Source organism: Planktothrix prolifica NIVA-CYA 540, from assembly GCF_963864145.1.
GTDB classification, from domain to species: Bacteria; Cyanobacteriota; Cyanobacteriia; order Cyanobacteriales; family Microcoleaceae; genus Planktothrix; species Planktothrix agardhii.
This window is the reverse complement of record NZ_CAWLTW010000001.1, coordinates 2777732-2796098: the sequence shown is the minus strand read 5'-3', so window position 1 is coordinate 2796098 and position 18367 is coordinate 2777732. Positions and strand designations below refer to the sequence as shown.

Genomic DNA, 18367 nt, shown 5'->3' with positions numbered 1-18367 from the left:
CCCAACTTAAAAGGACTTCAGCCCTGAAGGGCTGACTACGATACAAAATTGAGAAAATTTTGGATGATTAGGGCGTTGGCAATATCAATAAAAAAAGCACCCACTAACGGAACAATAATAAAGGCTTGGGGTGACGCTCCAAAATTTTCGGTTACGGCGGTCATATTAGCGATCGCCGTGGGAGTTGCCCCTAATGCCAGTCCTGAATATCCGGCCGAAATCACCGCCGCATCGTAGTTTTTGCCCATAACGGGAAACACTACAAAAATCGTATAAACCGTGATCATGAATAACTGCACCAGCAATAATAGGGCGATCGGCCCCGCTAAATCCACCAATGTCCATAACTGCAAACTCATTAAAGACATTGATAAAAACAAACCCAGACTGACATCGGAGATCAAAGCCAAAGCTGGAGTATCAGACGGCCAAGGAAAGCGTTTAAATCCCAAGGGGACAGTATTGGTAAGAATAATTCCGGCTAATAAACAACTGACAAAAAGGGGTAATTTTAAACCCATTGCCGTGGCGATCAGATTAATTTCTAGTCCTAAACTAATAGAAAGAGCAATCACCAAAACGGAATTCAGCATGGTGTTATAGTCAATTTTGACATTTCTCTCATCTTCTTTGATGCTAATACTTAAATCTTGATTAGGATTATTCGCTTGGAGTCGGTTTTTATTAATTAAAAATTTAGCGATCGGCCCCCCAATAATTCCTCCAAAGACTAAACCAAAGGTGGCACTCGCAATCCCAATTTCTGGCGCGTTGGCAATGCCATAGTTATCCCGAAATATGGGAGACCAGGCGATCACCGTCCCATGTCCGCCACTGAGAGACACTGACCCCGCCAGCACACCAATAGGCAAATCTAACCCCGTCAAGGCTGCGATCGCAACTCCCGTAATATTTTGTACCATCAAATAAAAGATCGCCGCCATCAACAAAATGAATAGGGGTTTTCCCCCTTTAATCAAGGTTTTCAGTTTAGCAGAAAGCCCTATAGTGGTAAAAAAAACAATCAATAAGGTATCGCGAATAGAGAGATTAAATTCGATTTGATGTTTAAAAATTTCATAATAAATTCCAAAAAATATAGAGGCGAGGACACCTCCAGAAACGGCATCAGGGATATTAAAATTCTGAAGAAATTTAATTTTTTTAGTTAAGTATTTTCCCAAATACAGAACTAAAATTCCCACAATAACAGTTTGGCGGACATCGAGTTGGAGGATATTCATAGTCTGAATCTCAAGGATTAACCATTAAGTTTTTGATTATACGTTAAGGAATCAAAAATAAATAACTTGCACAATTAAACCCTGGAAACCTTGATCTATCGTAAACTATTGCTCAATTAGTCACTTTATTGGTTTTCCATTCCTAATTGGGGTATGGGTGATTAGAGGGAAGAATTAGGGTGACAACTTCTATAGTCTGGACAATTAATGGCAGCTTCAGATAGGGCAATGGTTGGTTGTACCGGACATTTGAGGTGATAGTCTCCAGTAAAGAAGATACAATCTGCACAGGGGATTTGGTGCATTTGTTTGGCTTGTTTCACCGTATCCCGCAAGGCGGCGACAATACTCCAAGTTATCAATATAAATAATCCCCAAGCCAAAACAAAGCAAGTTGGGACTAAAAAGGGTTGAATACTTTGAATTATGGTTCGTAGAAATTCCAACACAATTATCACCTTAGTTCTCTGACCAACAATATCCTTTTTCTCCTGTTCCATCACCAACCCATTCTAGCGGTCTATCAAATTCTTTTACATAAAAAATGATTCTGGCTCCGTCACCGTCATAAGAAAAGGATGGGAGTGTGCAAACGAGCGTGTCTTCAGACCACCAGAGGAAACACGACTCAGGGGAATTTATTCCCATGAGGATCTTAAAAAGATGTGATAGAATCAAAAAACACAAGTAGGAATAAACATCTGCGTGTTGAAGTATCCTAGTATCGGAGAAATCCCGGCTCCCGCGAAACAACGGTTAGATTTAATTCTAATGGCAGTATGACAAGAAAGAGCAAGTAAAGGCAGGATAGGGAGCGTACCGCGATTTGGCTTAGTGATGGATTCTGAAAGTGTCTTGATTTGAGAGTAAAAGTATCGGGAAGATTAGGTATATCACTTGATCAACTCAGTAGACGATATTTGGCAATCGTAGCGAGAATTAGATTAAACTAATTCTGTCCGCAGAATCTCAGTGTCTTCAGACCTGAGAGTGTCAAAGTGTTCCCAACTTTCAATAATTCCTTGTTTATATTACATCATCTAAAATTAAAGGTTTTAGTTGATTTCTCCAACATCTCGTAGCACGGCTTCAATAATAAGTAGGTAGGCGAGAATATCCCACTATCCCAGTGTGGCTGAAAGCCATTTACAGCAAGGGTTTACCCTATCTACATAGTTAGGTTTAATTACGCCTGCCTACTTACTAGAGCGGATATAAATTCCATTATTACGCAACTGCTCGATATATCCTTTCATTTCAGCTATTAATCCTGCTTTTTTAGCGCGACGTAAAATTCCCAACGTCCCAATACGAGGAATGCCTAAACGTTCAGCAATTCGTCTTGCTTGAGCATCATCCAGTAAAACAATAGGATTCGGAGTAGATTTAGCTAAGGCAATAGCTTCTGCTTCTCCGTGATCTACTAATATTAATAATGGCTCTAACAGCATCGGTAATGGTGCTTCTATTTCCAGCCATTTCACCTGACTCACTGCCTCGGCTCCCGGTAAGCCTAACCCTTGAACTGTGACTTCATTCCAAACAGCAGGAGGAAGCAAAACTCGCTGATACAACCGGGGCAAAAGTTCTAGTTGTTCGATAATAGCTAGGGATATCAGAGGACTACTATCGGCAATAATAATCTGATTAATCATCCCGTAATTCGTCAGCGATTTGGTCATCATCTAGGTTGATTACCGGAACTTGTAATCGTCCGATTTCGTACATAAATTGCAGTTTATTCATTCGACAAAATTCGGCGGCTTTTCCGAGAGATAGTCGCCGTAACTCAAATAGCTTTACTGCCAGCAAAAAGAGCAATTCAGCTTCTAAGCCTTCGGGAGATTTGCCAGAAGTAACGAGCAAATCATCGGGATAAGGAAGGGACAGATTGGGCATGGTCGTATTGGGATTTAATAACTGTCAATAATCAGCTAAAATGGTCGATCTTGCTCCTTTATAATTCAAGTTAATTGCATCTCAAAACTATTAAAACTACTACGATTATCAAGCAGTTTGCAATATCCTAGGTTCAGGGATAAAGGAGGCGGAGCCTCCATGAAAGCATTCCAAGGCAGAGCCTTGGAACAAGAGTTTAAACAAGAGTTTAAGCAGCTTTTCCCGGGTAAATCGTGCGTTCTCCTTTAGGAATAGAAATCCAACCTAATTCCTGTAAACGATTAGTTAAATTAGAAATACTCACCCCCAACTCATCTTTGATGGTATAAAGGTGTTGCCAATTGGTTAAATCTCGACCGACTCGTTTGGCTTCTAAAATTGGGCGTGGCATTAACAAACAACTGGCAAAATATTGAGCTTGCCATTCAATAGATGCTAAACGAGCATCTTCAATTGTAGCTCGACAAACAAAGGGTTCATCTAATAGATTTTCAGAAGTTTCTAAGGCTCCAGACTCTAATTGATCATGATCAATATGTAATATCCAATGACCGATTTCATGGGCAATTGTAGACTCAATAAAGCCCTTGGGTTTTTCTTGAATTTCTTCGTTAATTTCGATTAGTCTTTCTGTGGGCAAAATTCGAGCCGCGATCGCCCCCTGTTCATCGGGCTGAATGCAATCCCAAACTACCCCTAAATCCAGAAAGTCTGCCACCAAAGAAGCCTCAAACGGCCACTCAGGGGCAAAATTGGGTGTGGCTTGCATCCGTCGCAAAATCTCATTTGCCCGACGCTCAATCGACTCTCGACGATAAAAGCGATAGGGTTTCAGGATACTCACTTATTCTACCTCCCGCGCAGCCTCAAAAATTTGCTGGGCAAAGTTCGGATTTTCTTGCATCCGGCGGAATAGAGCCGTCATACTCTTATTATTTTCTTTGAGAAATTTCTCATAATGCTGAGGTATTCGCCCCGCCAAAAAGATCAATTCCTCCTCATCCAAACCCAGATTTCTCGCCAAACCCCTAATTACATCTTCTTTAGGAGAGTAATCGGCGCGATCATTCTCTAGCTTAGATAAATAGGTGAAATCCACTTCCAGCAATGCCGCTAACTGGCGCTGTGAGTAGAACTTTTCTTTCCGCGCCTGACGAATTAGCTTTCCAAAGGTTTGTTCCATAGTACATTCCTCCCGATTCCGATAGTACGCTGATTTGAATAAAATTTCAACCCTCTACCACCAGTCTACTGCCTACGGGTCGGAAGGGGGTAGAGATGGGGAAATTGGGATCAAAAAATTTTTTCCCTCTGGGACTTGACGATTAAATCAACATTAGCTAAGATAGGGGGAGTTGAATAAAAGTTCAATACCCAAAAGCCACAAACCGCTTTTGTCGTAAATGTCTAATGATTCAACCTCAATCGGGTGTTTTAATCACTCGATCAATTGAGGATTGAGGTTTTAGTAAAAAAGCCAAAATCCATAGCGGAGGAAAATGCCATGCTCAGAACTTGGACAGATACTCACTACAAATTAGAAGACGAGGATTGGCTTTATATTGCCATCCATGAAGAACAAAGTTCTGCATCCTTAGTCTGTCCAGGTTATGCCCGGGATGGGGAAGGATTTAGTATTCATTTTACCACCGCCCATACCCATTTGTTAGAGCATTTATTGGGAGTTTTAAACCTTCTTAAAGCTCAACAACAGCCTTTATATACATATCCTGAACCGGAAAAACAATCCAATTTAATTCGATAGGATATTTTCCAACTTAACTAAAATTTAGGCGAGAAAACAGAGATATAGCAGGGAACAGGGAACAGGGAGGAAAAGACTACTGATGCAGCAAATCGCTTGCGGTGAAGTCTTTTCCTCCGTTGTTAACTATTACCTGGCATAAATAAAGAGAGTTGGATATAGTTAGGAGTAAATCGGAAAGGGTCAGGAGTAGGAGTATTTTCAGGTAAAATCCTGTCTAATTGACCCGGATATTGACCCTCTAATTTTAACCAATGTTGTAGAATTTCTTCTCGGTTATCTTGGGGGTCAACCAGGTGATAAACTCGGATTCGTTTTTTACCTTCACTTTGGGATCGTACACAGGTTAAACGATAACCAATTTTATCTAAAAACCGCCGTAAAATAGTAATTGGACTTGAATTTTTAGCCAGCCCAATACCAATAATAGTCTTGATGGCATTGCGATCTTTTAGGGCTATTTCGGCAATGGTTTGTAAGTCAGTATCGGTATTTTTTAAATCTCGTTTTGGATTTTTTAGTAAAGCAGGAATCCCCAATAATTCCATAATTCCAATGATAGCTCCTAACTGAGAACGGTTAAAATCAGGAGCAAAAATATTTCCCTGTCCCTGTTCCATTAACCGTCTAGCAATCAGGGCATCTCGACCGATTAAATAGGGACGACCAACGGTTAAGAAATAATGGATTCTGAGTTGTTCATACCATCCTTGATCATCTTTATTAATCACATCTGAAGTAACAGCAATACCATAGCGTAATTTTAACTCATGTTTACGGATAGCCCGACGTTCTTCGGGGATTTTAACTAATTGTTGTTGGAGATAGTAATATTGACTATCGCTCAGATCTGGGGAGTTAATTACCGCCACAGATTCCGCTTGATAATTCTGATCTTTGACTGCTAGAATTAGTTCGTTGAGACTAGGACGTTCTGAACATTCGGGTTTAAATTTTTGAGTGGATTTAATCGAATTTTTGGGTATTTTTTTGGCTTGTGGCATCTCAATAATTTGATGACCCTCTGCCATTAACGCGGTTAAAATTGTCTCTCGATAACGCGCCATTCCCGCATTAAATCGGACTGCCATTTTTGCCCAACCCATTAAGGATTCCGCTTGAAATCCTATTTCTAAATCATCTAATTCTTCAAAATCAGATTGTTGTAATAGACGAATATTTAAGCGGGTTAATTTTTGTCCACTACTAAGTAAAGAACTCATGGAGGTTGCCCCATTTCCTACCTGATTAAATCCTCGGTTTGCCATCCAAATAAATCGCGGAATATTCTCTCGAATTCGTCCCAGGGCTTGACGAACAGAATTTTCCGCTTGAATCCCTTGAAATATTCCCCAAACCGAGGTAAAATGGTTATTAATCTCAATACTAACTCCCGTTTCAATTGAGGGCGACGCTAATACAATATCATACTGTTTTAGCAGATGATTCAAGTTAGAAATTGCACCATAAGCCTGATGACTGGGATCGGCTAAGGATTCGGAATCTATTCTTAGAATAGAGCGATCGGGAAATTGGGTTTGTAAATAGGTTTCTAGGGTGCGAGTTCCCCATTTACTGGCTAATTTTTGGGCTGACAAACATACAAAAGGTTTCCCCCCTTCGGCAATATGTTGTTCTAGGTCTTTCACGAGTTGGTCGGGGGTATTTCCTAAATAATTATGAATTTTCCAGGCTTCATTCTTTGAGGGTTGCCATTCGTTTTGAATAATAAAAGGTTGCAGATGTATACCCGATAGGCTAGTTAAGTAATCAATAGAAATATCGCTTAAATCCGCATCGGAAATTACCACTTGACCATTTCCTCCTAAAACATTTTGGATTAGGGTTTTAAATGATTTAAGAATAGAAACCCTATGATTTTGACAGGTTTCTGAGTTTAATCCATGCCACAATACTTGTTCAACTTCGTCTAAAATAACTAACCCATTTGACCAGTCTTTTGCTTCAAATTTAACCCCAGAATTAGGATGCAGAGAATCAATACATAATCCATATCCTAACGCCGAATTAGGGGTATCAACGGCCGATTTCATGTATTGTAATCCAAACCGTTGACAAAGGGCTTCAATCAGTCGAACTCGATGACCGATAACTAATACCCACTTACCATTTTTAATTGCTTCTTCAACTATGTTTTCTAGGATTTTAGTTTTTCCGGTTCCTTTAGGGGATTTAATCGCGATTAATTTAGCAGATTCAGGTATTTTTATTGAGGATAAGTAACGACTATTTAGGTCAATATCTGCCGGATAAGTTAACCGATTAAATGAAAAAGCCTTCCAAGTTTCTAAAGGTATTGCATTTTGATAAGCCTGATCAAATATAGTTTGACTTTGTGCTATAATTAAATCATCAACCCCTTTACCTAACTTTGGATTCCAGGTAACTATATACACAGAACATTCTGCTTTTGTAAATAAATATCCTGTTTGATGAATAGCTGAATTAACAGCTTTAATAGTTCTAGGTTTGGTATCTTGATCAAATACCATATAAATTTTACGATTAGGATTTACGAATTGCTGTAACTGTTGAATTAAAGCAGGTTTAGCAATTCTATTTCCATATTGATCACGGGGAACTCGATACCCGCTATGAATCCCTGGAAGTGCGATCGCAATATATCCTGCTGTTAGTAATGCTCCGGCTTTTTTCGCCCCTTCAGTAATACATAAAGGCAGTTCAGGATGAGTAATCACCCAGTGCCAAAAACCTAAGTCTGGTTGATGGGGTCGGAGGTCAGAAGGATTGATTTTAACCCCATATTTTTGAGCAATTTGCTCCCAAATGGTTCGAGAAATTCTTAGTGCAAAAATCCCCATAGGTGTGTTAGGGGGATGTTCATATTTAATTAATTTGCTTTGGTCTGAAGTTAAACGGGGTTTGATGGGCTTAAAACATCCCCATAAATCAGGATTTCCAGTCAAAATATCCATCCCAGAACACCACCAACCCCCATCATAAAGATGCTGATAACGGTTGAGCATAGGCTGAGATATCCGACCTGTATTTAATCTAGGAATAGTATCAGAATAGAGAAGATAATCTAACGGACGATACCCCTCCAAAGGAATCACATTCAGTTGAGTTAGTTCTTCATCTACACCACTTTCTGTCCACTCTGTCAAATAGTCCATTTCTCTCCCGTTTCAACTGCGGATTTTTAAGCGTAACTCTAGGATGAAAGGATGAATGTAAATTTTTGTAAACGTTTTGACGTTAAAGGGATATCTCATAAAAATAAGTACAATTTACCCTAGACAAAAACAAACAGAAGTGTTACAATACTAGGTGTAAGTATTTACATATAGGATTCACCAAAATGTCAAGTGGCAAATTTTGTATTAATAAAGCCCCAATTTCCAAAAAGTCAAAAAAAATTATTTTGACTTTACTAACTTATTTTAGTGTTATCACTTATTCTATTGTTGAAATAAATATTCAAAAAGCTCTAGCAGACGACGGGTTTAGCTTAAGTGAACCTAATGCCGCTCCTTGTAGTCCTGAAGGATTCAATTTAAGTAAAGAAAATGTCTGTAGTGATAAAATTTCATTGGAAAACGCTACAGGAATTGGTATATACTACGATTGGGGAAGTAAACAAGATCAATACCTTCCCAATAATGAAACATCAACTTGGACTCTAAATAGTTCAAACCGTTCTAAGAGAGTTGTAGTAATTGATGAAAATATTAATGTACCAGGAATTCAGGAGAAAAGGTATAACGTATATTCTGGAAAGAATTATATTTTTCGTTTAGAAAATAATAAGATTGTCTTATATCAGAAGTAGATCTGGCAAAACAATCCCTAGGGTCAAAGTAGGCTGAAACCCTTGCCGTGAAAAAGTTTCAGATGAGAAGAAAGTTAAGAAGAAGACATCTTATGACCTTTCAAAAGATGGTCAATCCTTAAGAATTAATTCCCGTCGAGGGGGCTCGGCTGCGGATGATATTGACCGTCGTTTTAATTAGTCATTCATCTTTGATTTTGCCAAAATTTTGAGTTTAAAACCTCGCCGTCCTACGGCGATTTTTTTTAATAGATAGCATTTAAAAATCATATTCCACTTCTAAAATTTCCGTGTATTCAAAATCATTCGGACTTTGATGGACTAAAGGATAACGATTTCCGGCTAATTCTATCCAATCTTCCTCACAATCAGTTTTAGGAGAATTGTAGGATAAAACATACTCTCGCCCAATACGTTTTTCCATCTCTTGCGCCACTTCTCCCCGCCATTGGGTTTTAGTTACTAAAACAATTAATTGATTCGCTAATTGAGGAATAATATTAGCAATTTGTCGGCGATAAATTTCATCTAAACTACCAAAAGGTGAGTCCATAACAATCGGAAAGGTGCTACTATCTGGCCCCATTAAGGTATTTTTTTGACTCCATTCTCTGACTCCATCAATAATTCCCCCAATAAAAGATAAACTTAAAATCTGATTTTCCCCCGTGGAAGCGGCGACTTCTGCTTCATCTCCGGCGGTGGTTTCTACTAATTTTAATTCATATTTTTCAGTTAATTTAGGTAAATATGGGGTAAAGGAAATTTGACTAAATAGCTTCTGAACTCGTTTTTCTAACTGACAGCGAAATTGTTGGTCTAAACGGTCTTTGACTTCATTTAAACGCAGAATTGTATCCTGAGTAACTGCAATTCTTCTTTGAACTAACAGTTGTTTCGTTTCATTCATTTGCTGTTTATCTATTTGTCGAGATAAACTCTCAATAGTCTGTGTAAATGTTTCAATTTGTTGTTGATTTGAACCCGTTTCTCGATTCAGTTCACTGATTTTAAGTTCAATTTCATCTAAACGTTTTTGCAATTCTTGAATATCCTCATTGGGAAATTTTCTGAGTTTATTGGTAATACTATCGAGTTCATTTTCAATTCTTTGTAATTCTTCTCTATTCGTTTGAATATTGTGTTGTTGACGATTAATTTCTTCCCAAAATTGAATCCCTTGTTTATCTAATTCATCGACTTGGGTACTCAAACGAATCGCTGTTTCATCAATATCCGCAGTTCCAGACCGATTTAATAAGTGTTGAACCTGTTCACATTCAGTTTTTCCAGGAATTAATTCAGCCCCACAAATACATTGTTTTTGCTCTAATAAATTTTGCACAAACTGTTTTGTAATTCCGGTATTTAACTCTCCCCGTTCTCGTAAACCTGAAAATAAACTTCTAAATTCTGCCGTTAATTCTGGGATTAAAACCGTATAGGCTTTTGTAGAAATAGCCCGATTAATGGCAATATGAGCTTGATGGAGTTGTTCGCGTAATGATTGTCTTTTGCGTTCTAATTCATCCCGCAACCTTTGTAATTCCGCCGCGCCCCCCAACTCCAATAATCGCTCACTCAAAGTGCATTTTATCTGTTTTAGACTCTCCAATTCTTGGTTAATTTCCGTCTGTCTTTGGGATAATCTCTCAATTTCCTGTTCCGCTTTTTTCTTGTCTTGTAAATATTTTTTAGTTTCAGGATTTCCAATAATTGCTAAATCCGTTTCTAAGGATTTTTTGGCTTCCCCTAAATGTTTAATAGCTCGATTTAAAACCTCTACTCCTAATAATTCTTTAGTCGCGTCAGAAATTTCTAGTTTGCGTTCATCTCTAACAATTTGCTCAATTCGCTCTCCATCAAAAAAGAAATATTGATGTAAACTCAAGGGTAAAATTCGATTAATAATTTCCTCCGGTGGATGAGGAGGCATTCCCCAGCGTCCGTCATCTCCAGCCACTTGCATATATAATTGACTAGGGGTTTGTTCGATATCATTCCCATTTTTATATGCTCGACAAATTCGTTTAACTAAATATCGTTTATGATCATGTTCAAAGATTAATTCTATCCAACATCCTACTCCTTGTCCGGGTTCAGCTTCATTTAAAGCTCGTTTATTGACGAGATGTTCAGAAATAGAAAATGCGGCACTAAACTTTTCATATAAAACCCAAGTAAAAGCATTCATTAAGGTGGTTTTTCCGGCTCCATTATTACCATGAATAACCGTTGTATTTCTTTCTCCAGAAGCTAAATTTATTTCTGGAGTTTTCCCATAAAATTGTCGGAAATTGCAGAGTTGAATCGAAATTAATTTCATTTCACCACATCCTTAATAATTTTGAGAATATCATCATTAATATTACGCGGATTTTTCATATATAGTTTATCTCGTTCGGCTTGTAATACCCGTTCAATAATTTCTCGCACTTCCGGGGAAGCATTGATAATCGGGTCTTGAGCTTCTTTAGGATTAATATTATCCCCATAACTAGATTTTTTCTCAGAGAAAACATTAGCAATAGTGGTAATAATACTTTCAGAATATTTAAACATTTTAATTATCCCCTTATTATGGCAGTCGGCACTACCCTCAATATTACAATATTTTGTCAACTTCTTGCCATTGTTATTGTTGCCCGTTGTTGCGCTTCAGCGCTCCGGGGAGGGGTGCTAAAGCACAACAACGAAATAATTGCGCTTCAGCACTCCGGGGAGGGGTGCTAAAGCACAACAACGAAATAATTGCGCTTCAGCGCTCCGGGGAGGGGTGCTAAAGCACAACAACGAAATAATTGCGCTTCAGCGCTCCGGGGAGGGGTGCTAAAGCACAACAACGAAATAATTGCGCTTCAGCGCTCCGGGGAGGGGCTAAAGCCCAACAACGGAATTTGCAATCCAAAATAAGATTATAAATCTAATAACCCATATCGTTTTTGTAACTGAAGTAATTTTAATCTCGCTTCCCCAGCATTATCAGCTAAATTGGCAAATTCCAAAAACCGTTTTAACTCTTTTCTTAACAAATTCCGTTCAACTTCTAAGGTATTTCTATCTAAATCTGGTGGTAATACAATCATATCAAATAATGTTGCCCGTTCTTTACCTGGATGGGGTCTTAATATTCTCCCCCGTCGCTGAATAAATTGTCGAGGATTACAACTACTTGCTAATATTACCGCATTTTTAATCGCTGGAATATCAACTCCTTCATCTAAACACCGAATAGCAACTAACCCTTGTAATTCTCCCTGTTCAAATTGTCGGCGTAATTTTTCTCGCTCTATTAAAGGGGTTTCGGCGGTATAAGTATTCACCCGATAACCTAATTCTGCTCCTAATAATTCAACCGTTGCTTCCAATTGTCGAGGAGAATAATCCTCTAGGGTTTCTACACTTCCATCCCCACAATAAAATAAAGTATGGGTTGTATGTAACCGGGTTTTCATTAACTGGCGTAGGGCATCTAACTTGTTACTAGCGGAGGCAATTAACCGAGATCTTTGAATTAATAAAGCGGTAATATTTTCGTTATTTTCCCAGTCTTTATCCCTTGTCAATACCCAACCAATTCGAGTCGTTAATCTATGATAAGCTCTGCTTTCAGCTTCAGTTAATTCTACTAAAATCGGATAATATAAATACCGCACTAACGCCCCTTGACGAATCGCTTCAGCTAGAGTTAATTCCGGTTGTAAAACTGGCCCAAAATAATCTAAAATAGCATCGCTGCCACTTTGATCAAAATGTCGTTCAGGAGTAGCAGAAAGGGCTAATCTCAAGCCAATATTTCGGGGTAAACTTTCTTCTAATTTGGGACTTCCTAAATTATGGGCTTCATCCCCAATAATTAAAGTTTTTTCAGGAAAATAACGAATTTGCGATTGCAAACCTTCAGAAATTAAGGTAGAATTAGTCGTAATAACCGTTAAAAAAAACTGATTTCCGGCTCTTAATTGATAGAGTTCCGCCGATAATTGTTTTTGCCAATGGCGCACATTTTCAAAGGCTAAAATCGGTTGTAATCCAAATTTTTTAGCCTCTTTTTCCCATTGAATTACTAAATGGCAATAGGGGCAAATAATGATAATTGCTTGTAATCCTATTTGATCATATAACTGAGTAGCGATCGCTAAAGCAGTAATAGTTTTACCGCTTCCAGTTGCCATTTTTAACGTTCCCCGCCCTCGATTAGCAAACCAATTATTCACCGCTTGCTGTTGATACTCTCGCAGATGCAAAGATAAGGGAATTTGAGGAATACATTTATCAGTCATCAGTCATCAGTTATCAGTTATCAGTGTAAGAGTTATCAGTTAATAGTGAATTTATTAACTCATGATCTCAAGTCAGAAACTAAATTATTAGAACACCAAAAAAATCAATCCCCATTACCTATCACGGATTTAAGAGGATTACGCAGATTAACACAGATTTTAATCTGTGAAATCCGTGAAATCCTCTTAAATCCGTGATCCCTATTCCCCTTCCCAGTCTGGACAAGTTTCTGCTTCAGCGCCCATCGGGTGCATTCCACAAACTAATAAATTTCCCCCATAAACTTGTCCGTGATAATGTTGGCATCCTCGACAAGCAGGGTGTTCGGTTTCTGTCGGTTGAATGTATGTGACAAAGGGATCAAAATGTTCGTCCTCGGTATCAATATCTAAATTCAGACCTAAATCCAGATCAAAATAAATATCAATAATCGGTTCAAAGATATCATTGATATATTCATCAAGTTCGGGAAGAATTTTATTTTGTACCTCATCGGTAATTTCTTCCGATATCTTGGTGAGTTCGTTTAATATTTCGTTCAATTCTTCAGTCACGTCTGTAAAAAACTTCTCCATGTCAGAAACGGTTGTTTCTATCGCTTCTACAATACTTTTTGACCAATCTTCCATGACACTGATAACCAGTTTTCTGAATAATTTCTATAAAATATAGCAAAAAACAGCTATACCAGAATTCTAGTATAGCGCAATTTAATTAACCCTTCACCTTGAATTTTTTTGTCGGGTCAACCTCCTAATCTTTCTGGAGACGACGCAATTCATCCTGTAAATCCCGCACCTTGTCTTTTAACTGACCCACTCCATCATCCCCAGAATCGTCATCATCCGAAATCTCAATCCGACGAGGTTCTGTTTTTTTTGCTGGGGGCGTCGGTTCATTCCCTGGTTTTTGCACTTGCTGAATCGTATCTTCCACAAAACGACGCGCTTCTTCTGTGGTCATTTCCCCCCGCTTGACTAGCTCATCGGCTAGTTTTTGGGCATCTGTGCGTAATTCTGCCAGGGTTTTACTAGCTTTTTCACCCGCATAGGAGGCTAAACCTACCCCTAAATAAACCGCTTTTTGGACAAGATCTCCGAAACCCGGCATAATGACTCCAGTTTCTTAAAATATTATTAATTAAACACTTGCTGGCTAACGGTTAATCAACTTAGTCTTTAATTCGTGTTCAATCCCGATATCGTCTCAAAAAAGTGACCCGGAGTTTACGCCTATTAGAAGCATCCCGTATTGCTGCTACCTTCCGGTTCTGACAAGATTTGGGCGTTCCAATCGCATAAGTCCAGGTCATTCACTACTATAACACAATTTTTGATTTTGCAACCTAAAACCTTAAATCAATTACCTGCTCCTCTACTTCCGCGCCCTAGCAGGTAATCGTTTCTGCTTCTTATTCGGGGCTTTGGGTTTTAATGCGGGTCGGGGACGAGGTTGGGCTCGAACGGGTTGGTCATGTTCGAGGGAGTCTTCCTCAAAGTAGTCAACAAAAATATCCGCCCCATTCACAATTGCCCCTAAAAGTCGCGGCCGATATTTTTTGGGATCGGCTGACTCGGTATCCATTAATCTGTCCGTAACCTCTCCTAATAGCCCCGAGGCGGTGTAAATTGGGCGAGTCACGATCACCATCCCATCGGTGTAGGGTTCCAAGGTTAAAACATCATTATTGCCTTCTAAAGTCGGACTATCCACCACCACAAAATCAAACCGATAGCGGACTTCCTCTAACAAGCGGCGCAATTCACTCGATTCTAAAACCGTTGCTGGGTGACGCACTCCCCCCGGACTGGGAATCACATATAAATTAGCGACATCGGGAACTAAACGAATACAGCCATATAAATCCCCATAATATTGTAGGGGTTCCACCGCACTGTGGGAATCGAGGACTAATCCCAGGGATTCTACTTCCGAGGGCGATCGCAAATCAGCTTCAATTAATAGAGTCCGTTTGCCACTTCTAGCCGAGGCGATCGCTAAATTATAGGCACTTAAAGTTTTTCCTTCCCCGGTTCCCACACTGGTAATTAAAATAACTTTAGGAGATTTATTGCCAACCCGTTGTAAATTACTGCGAATTTTTTCATAAAATTCCAAATAGGGGGAATAACGTTTGAGTAACAACGGTAAAACATAATCTTCTGGGAATAAAAACACATTAGGTACAACTCCCAAAAGCGGAACTTCGCGCTCTTTGAAAGCTCCTTGAATTTCTTCCCAAGTGTAGAATTTGCCACTCAACATTCCCAAAACAAAAATAATCACCGCCCCGCCTAAAACTCCTCCTAGTCCTCCCATTGCCAAAATTAAAGCCATACTCAACGCTTTAGGAACTTCGATATCAGGAGCTTGTGCGTCTTTGGCGATCGCTAAACTACTGGTTATTTCAGCTTCAGCCGCTTTCGCATCCACTAACTTCACCTGCATTTGATCATACAAGGCTTTTTTATAAGCAACTTGCTGTTCTAGCCGTTGTTTTTCCGTTTGTTTATTCGGAATTGTTGCATAGTTTTGTTTCAGGTCTTCTCCAGTTTTTTCAGATGATTTTAATTGTTGTTCTAAACTTTCTTTTTGAGTTTTTAACCCAATTAAATTTTGAGCTAATTGTTGGCGAGTCGGATCAAGAGAAGAATCAACCCGAATTTTATCCACACTGACTAAAGGAGCCGCAATTCCACCTCCTCCCAATACTTCTGAAGCTCGAGATTGTAACTGTTTTTCGGCGGCTTGTTGACGTTTGACTAATTCTGCAACTAAAGGATGTTGATCTTTATAATCCTTGCGTAAAACCGCTAATTGTGATTCAATTTCATACAATTGAACCCGCAGTTGAGCAATAATTGGATCAGAGGCTAAGGCTTGAGCTACAAAGGCTTGGTCAGCATTTAAACCTAACTGAGATTCCAAACTTGCCACTTGAGCGTTTAGGGCGGTTAGTTGTAACTCAATCTGTTTTTGCTGCTGTTCATTGGCTAAAATTGCTGTGGGTAAGGAGCCACCTTCTAAACTTAAAATAGTTGCTCCTTCCCGTTTATCATAATTTTCTAACTCTTTTTCTGCCTGTCTCAATTCTGCTTCGGCTGGTTTTAATCTTTCTTGAATTAGATTAATAATACTATTCAATTGTTGAGTATTAATAACACGACTTTGTTGTCGCATTTTCTCCATCAATTTATTCACAAAAGTTACCGATCGTTCTCGATTAGGATCTTGATAAGAAACAGTAAGTTTCATCGGAGAACCCTCACTATCCCTTCCCGGAGCTTTGGCTGGTTCTAGTTTAATTCCTAAATTTTTTTTTAAATCATTCGGTGGAATATTAAATTCTTTGAGCAGCGGATCTACTACACTTTCAGGAAGCAACATTTCCGGTGCTAGTTGTTGTCCTTGTTGTTGAATAACTTCCCCGGTTTTAGAAAAGATCACCGGACTACTTTGACCCATCAGAATACCCGTTGCTTTATAGGGAGGAGTAGCCGGAGGTTCCATCAACATTGCAGCGGCTCCCGATGCTCCTAACGCGACAATAAAGGTGGCAAAACCCGCCAATTTATATTGATCAAAAGCAATTAAATATCGTTTAACAATCGGTAAAGTCATAATAATATGGGTAATGGGTAATGGGTAATGGGTAAGAATAAATAAAAAATAGGATGATAGGTATTAACTGCTTATTTTTTCTTGTTACTATTACTGCTACCACTACTACTACCACTGGGAATAAATAGATTTTCTACCCCGCTTTGTAACTGTTGGAAAAATAGCAGAAATCCGAGAATATCGCGAAAAGGTTGAGTAAAAGTATTTAAAACAAAACTCACGCGAGTGATTAAATTGCGGTTAACAACAATCACATCATTGTCTTGTAATAAAACATTATCCGTGGCATCCCCAGCTAATACATTTTTACCATTTAAAAGTTGTTTTGTGGGTTTTCCGGTTTCTGGATCATAACGAATTAAAGCAATTTCCTGTAAATCCGCTAAATTCAAAGGAACGGAATTTAATACATCAATAAAACTACTGCCATTTTGTAAAGCTACCGTTCCCACCGTACTCACAGGATAACTCAAAATTCTCACCGTAATTTGAGGACTAGCTAAGTTGGATGTCGCCACCAACCGTTGATCATAACCTGACTTTTCATCCGGTTGTAATTTCGGAATAATAATAGCGTCGCCATTCTGTAAAGACACATTCGGTAAAGCCGTTGCCTCTTGAATGGGAGTATATAAATCAATAATATCCTCGATTAAGCGACCATCGGCCGTAATCCGACAAATCAAAACCGACCGTAAATCCGAGGTGATTCTTGCCCCACCTGCGGCCTGGATAGCCGTTGTTACCTGTCCACTACCTGGAGGAAGTTGATAAAATCCGGGTCGGGTGACATCTCCGACAATGGTTACACTCACAGCATTTGGGGCGGCGGCCAAACTATAGGTTTCTAAAATATTCCGAGTTGGCCCTTGATAGGCCCGCACCTCCTGGGAGGGAACCACAATTACGTCCCCATCTTCGAGTAACAAATCTACGGGTCTAACGCCTAATAATAATGGCGTCAGTAAATCCACATCCGTTTCCACCACTTGACCATTCGCTAAGGTACGCCGAATTTTAATCATTCTTAAATCCGCCGCCGTTGTGGTTCCCTGGGCCGTTGTCAGGGCGATCGGGAGTTCGGGACTGGCTAAGGGGTAAAATCCGGGTCTGGCCACTTCCCCCGTCACCGTCACCCTTACCGGACGTTGGGTTAATAAAGCCATATTAGTTTGGGGATTTTGAACAAAAGGATTTAAACGACTATTAATAATGACTTGTACCTGTTCCAAGGTTAAATCTTGAACCCGAATGGCTCCAATTAAAGGTAATAAAATCGCACCATCGGGGGTAACGGCCGTGGTGGGAACACTCAGGTCATTGGAACGCTGGCCATTAATAAACACATCAATATACAGTTGATCCCCTGGGCCAAGACGATAATTGACCCCGCGATTTTCACTTAAACGCCGGAAATAAATATTATCAATTGGGGGAGGAAGTTGTCCAGAACGGTCTAAAACGGGATTCCCCGCCCGTTCAAATAGTTGTATAATTTGGGGCCAGGTGGGTTGGGGGAAGCTCGGTGGTCGTAACTTTGCCCCCGGATAGGGTTGATTGACTACTCCTTGGGGAATCACACATTTTTCTGGAAGATTGACGGTTTGAGCTAAAACCCTTTGTTGGCTAGAAAAGCCCCAAAGCAAGGCGGTGAAACAGACTATCCAACTGCTGGAATAAAGACTGGTGAGGAATAGGGATACAAAGGTCTGGCGACAACGATGATTCATAGTTAAATAA

At 39.4% G+C, this 18367-nt stretch carries 16 protein-coding genes and 1 other RNA gene; 2 read left to right on the top strand and 15 right to left on the bottom strand.

Annotated elements, in window-relative coordinates; genetic code table 11:
• Positions 1-35 precede the first annotated feature (35 nt).
• The 6 genes from gltS to AC559H_RS12695 form a co-directional block, all read right to left on the bottom strand.
• A complete protein-coding gene (gene gltS, locus AC559H_RS12720) occupies positions 36-1244 on the bottom strand; it encodes a sodium/glutamate symporter (RefSeq protein WP_026795633.1) in 1209 nt (402 codons plus the stop codon).
• Positions 1245-1405: 161 nt separating this feature from the next.
• Entirely contained in the window at positions 1406-1693 is a 288-nt protein-coding gene (locus AC559H_RS12715) for a hypothetical protein (protein WP_026785859.1), read from the bottom strand.
• Between the two features lie 747 nt (positions 1694-2440).
• The gene (locus AC559H_RS12710; protein WP_036832013.1) at positions 2441-2899 is read right to left on the bottom strand and encodes a PIN domain-containing protein; all 459 of its coding nucleotides are present in this window, start codon (positions 2897-2899) and stop codon (positions 2441-2443) included.
• Positions 2892-3143, bottom strand: coding sequence for a UPF0175 family protein (locus AC559H_RS12705; RefSeq protein ID WP_026795634.1), 252 nt, complete (start codon positions 3141-3143; stop codon positions 2892-2894). Before AC559H_RS12705 ends, AC559H_RS12710 begins: the two co-directional genes overlap by 8 nt.
• Before the next feature lie 208 nt (positions 3144-3351).
• A complete protein-coding gene (locus AC559H_RS12700) occupies positions 3352-3987 on the bottom strand; it encodes an ImmA/IrrE family metallo-endopeptidase (protein ID WP_026795635.1) in 636 nt (211 codons plus the stop codon).
• Entirely contained in the window at positions 3988-4326 is a 339-nt protein-coding gene (locus tag AC559H_RS12695; protein ID WP_026785861.1) for a helix-turn-helix domain-containing protein, read from the bottom strand.
• 321 nt (positions 4327-4647) lie between these two features.
• Between AC559H_RS12695 and AC559H_RS12690 the strand changes: the two genes are divergently transcribed.
• Positions 4648-4908, top strand: coding sequence for a hypothetical protein (locus tag AC559H_RS12690; protein WP_026785862.1), 261 nt, complete (start codon positions 4648-4650; stop codon positions 4906-4908).
• Between the two features lie 122 nt (positions 4909-5030).
• Here AC559H_RS12690 and AC559H_RS12685 read toward each other — a convergent pair whose 3' ends face one another.
• Positions 5031-8066, bottom strand: coding sequence for a plasmid replication protein, CyRepA1 family (locus AC559H_RS12685; protein ID WP_026795636.1), 3036 nt, complete (start codon positions 8064-8066; stop codon positions 5031-5033).
• A gap of 185 nt (positions 8067-8251) precedes the next feature.
• Here AC559H_RS12685 and AC559H_RS12680 point away from each other — a divergent pair, with 185 nt between their 5' ends.
• A complete protein-coding gene (locus AC559H_RS12680; RefSeq protein ID WP_026795637.1) occupies positions 8252-8722 on the top strand; it encodes a hypothetical protein in 471 nt (156 codons plus the stop codon).
• Positions 8723-8981: 259 nt separating this feature from the next.
• On the opposite strand, the gene AC559H_RS12675 is transcribed toward AC559H_RS12680, so the two are convergent.
• The 8 genes from AC559H_RS12675 to AC559H_RS12640 form a co-directional block, all read right to left on the bottom strand.
• The gene (locus AC559H_RS12675; RefSeq protein ID WP_026795638.1) at positions 8982-11048 is read right to left on the bottom strand and encodes an AAA family ATPase; all 2067 of its coding nucleotides are present in this window, start codon (positions 11046-11048) and stop codon (positions 8982-8984) included.
• The gene (locus tag AC559H_RS12670) at positions 11045-11284 is read right to left on the bottom strand and encodes a hypothetical protein (RefSeq protein ID WP_036832017.1); all 240 of its coding nucleotides are present in this window, start codon (positions 11282-11284) and stop codon (positions 11045-11047) included. The genes AC559H_RS12675 and AC559H_RS12670 overlap by 4 nt, the downstream gene beginning before the upstream one ends.
• 353 nt (positions 11285-11637) lie before the next feature.
• On the bottom strand, positions 11638-13005 hold the full coding sequence (locus tag AC559H_RS12665) for a DNA phosphorothioation system restriction enzyme (protein ID WP_026785866.1): 1368 nt from the start codon (positions 13003-13005) through the stop codon (positions 11638-11640).
• A 201-nt stretch (positions 13006-13206) separates the two neighbouring features.
• The gene (locus AC559H_RS12660; RefSeq protein ID WP_026785867.1) at positions 13207-13635 is read right to left on the bottom strand and encodes a hypothetical protein; all 429 of its coding nucleotides are present in this window, start codon (positions 13633-13635) and stop codon (positions 13207-13209) included.
• A 124-nt stretch (positions 13636-13759) separates the two neighbouring features.
• Positions 13760-14116: a phasin family protein gene (locus AC559H_RS12655; RefSeq protein ID WP_026785868.1), complete on the bottom strand. Its 357-nt coding sequence runs from the start codon at positions 14114-14116 to the stop codon at positions 13760-13762.
• A 103-nt stretch (positions 14117-14219) separates the two neighbouring features.
• Positions 14220-14316: signal recognition particle sRNA small type (gene ffs / locus AC559H_RS12650), an RNA gene on the bottom strand.
• Between the two features lie 64 nt (positions 14317-14380).
• The gene (locus AC559H_RS12645; RefSeq protein WP_026798518.1) at positions 14381-16627 is read right to left on the bottom strand and encodes a GumC family protein; all 2247 of its coding nucleotides are present in this window, start codon (positions 16625-16627) and stop codon (positions 14381-14383) included.
• Positions 16628-16698: 71 nt separating this feature from the next.
• A complete protein-coding gene (locus AC559H_RS12640; protein ID WP_026795639.1) occupies positions 16699-18357 on the bottom strand; it encodes a polysaccharide biosynthesis/export family protein in 1659 nt (552 codons plus the stop codon).
• Between the last annotated feature and the right edge of the window lie 10 nt (positions 18358-18367).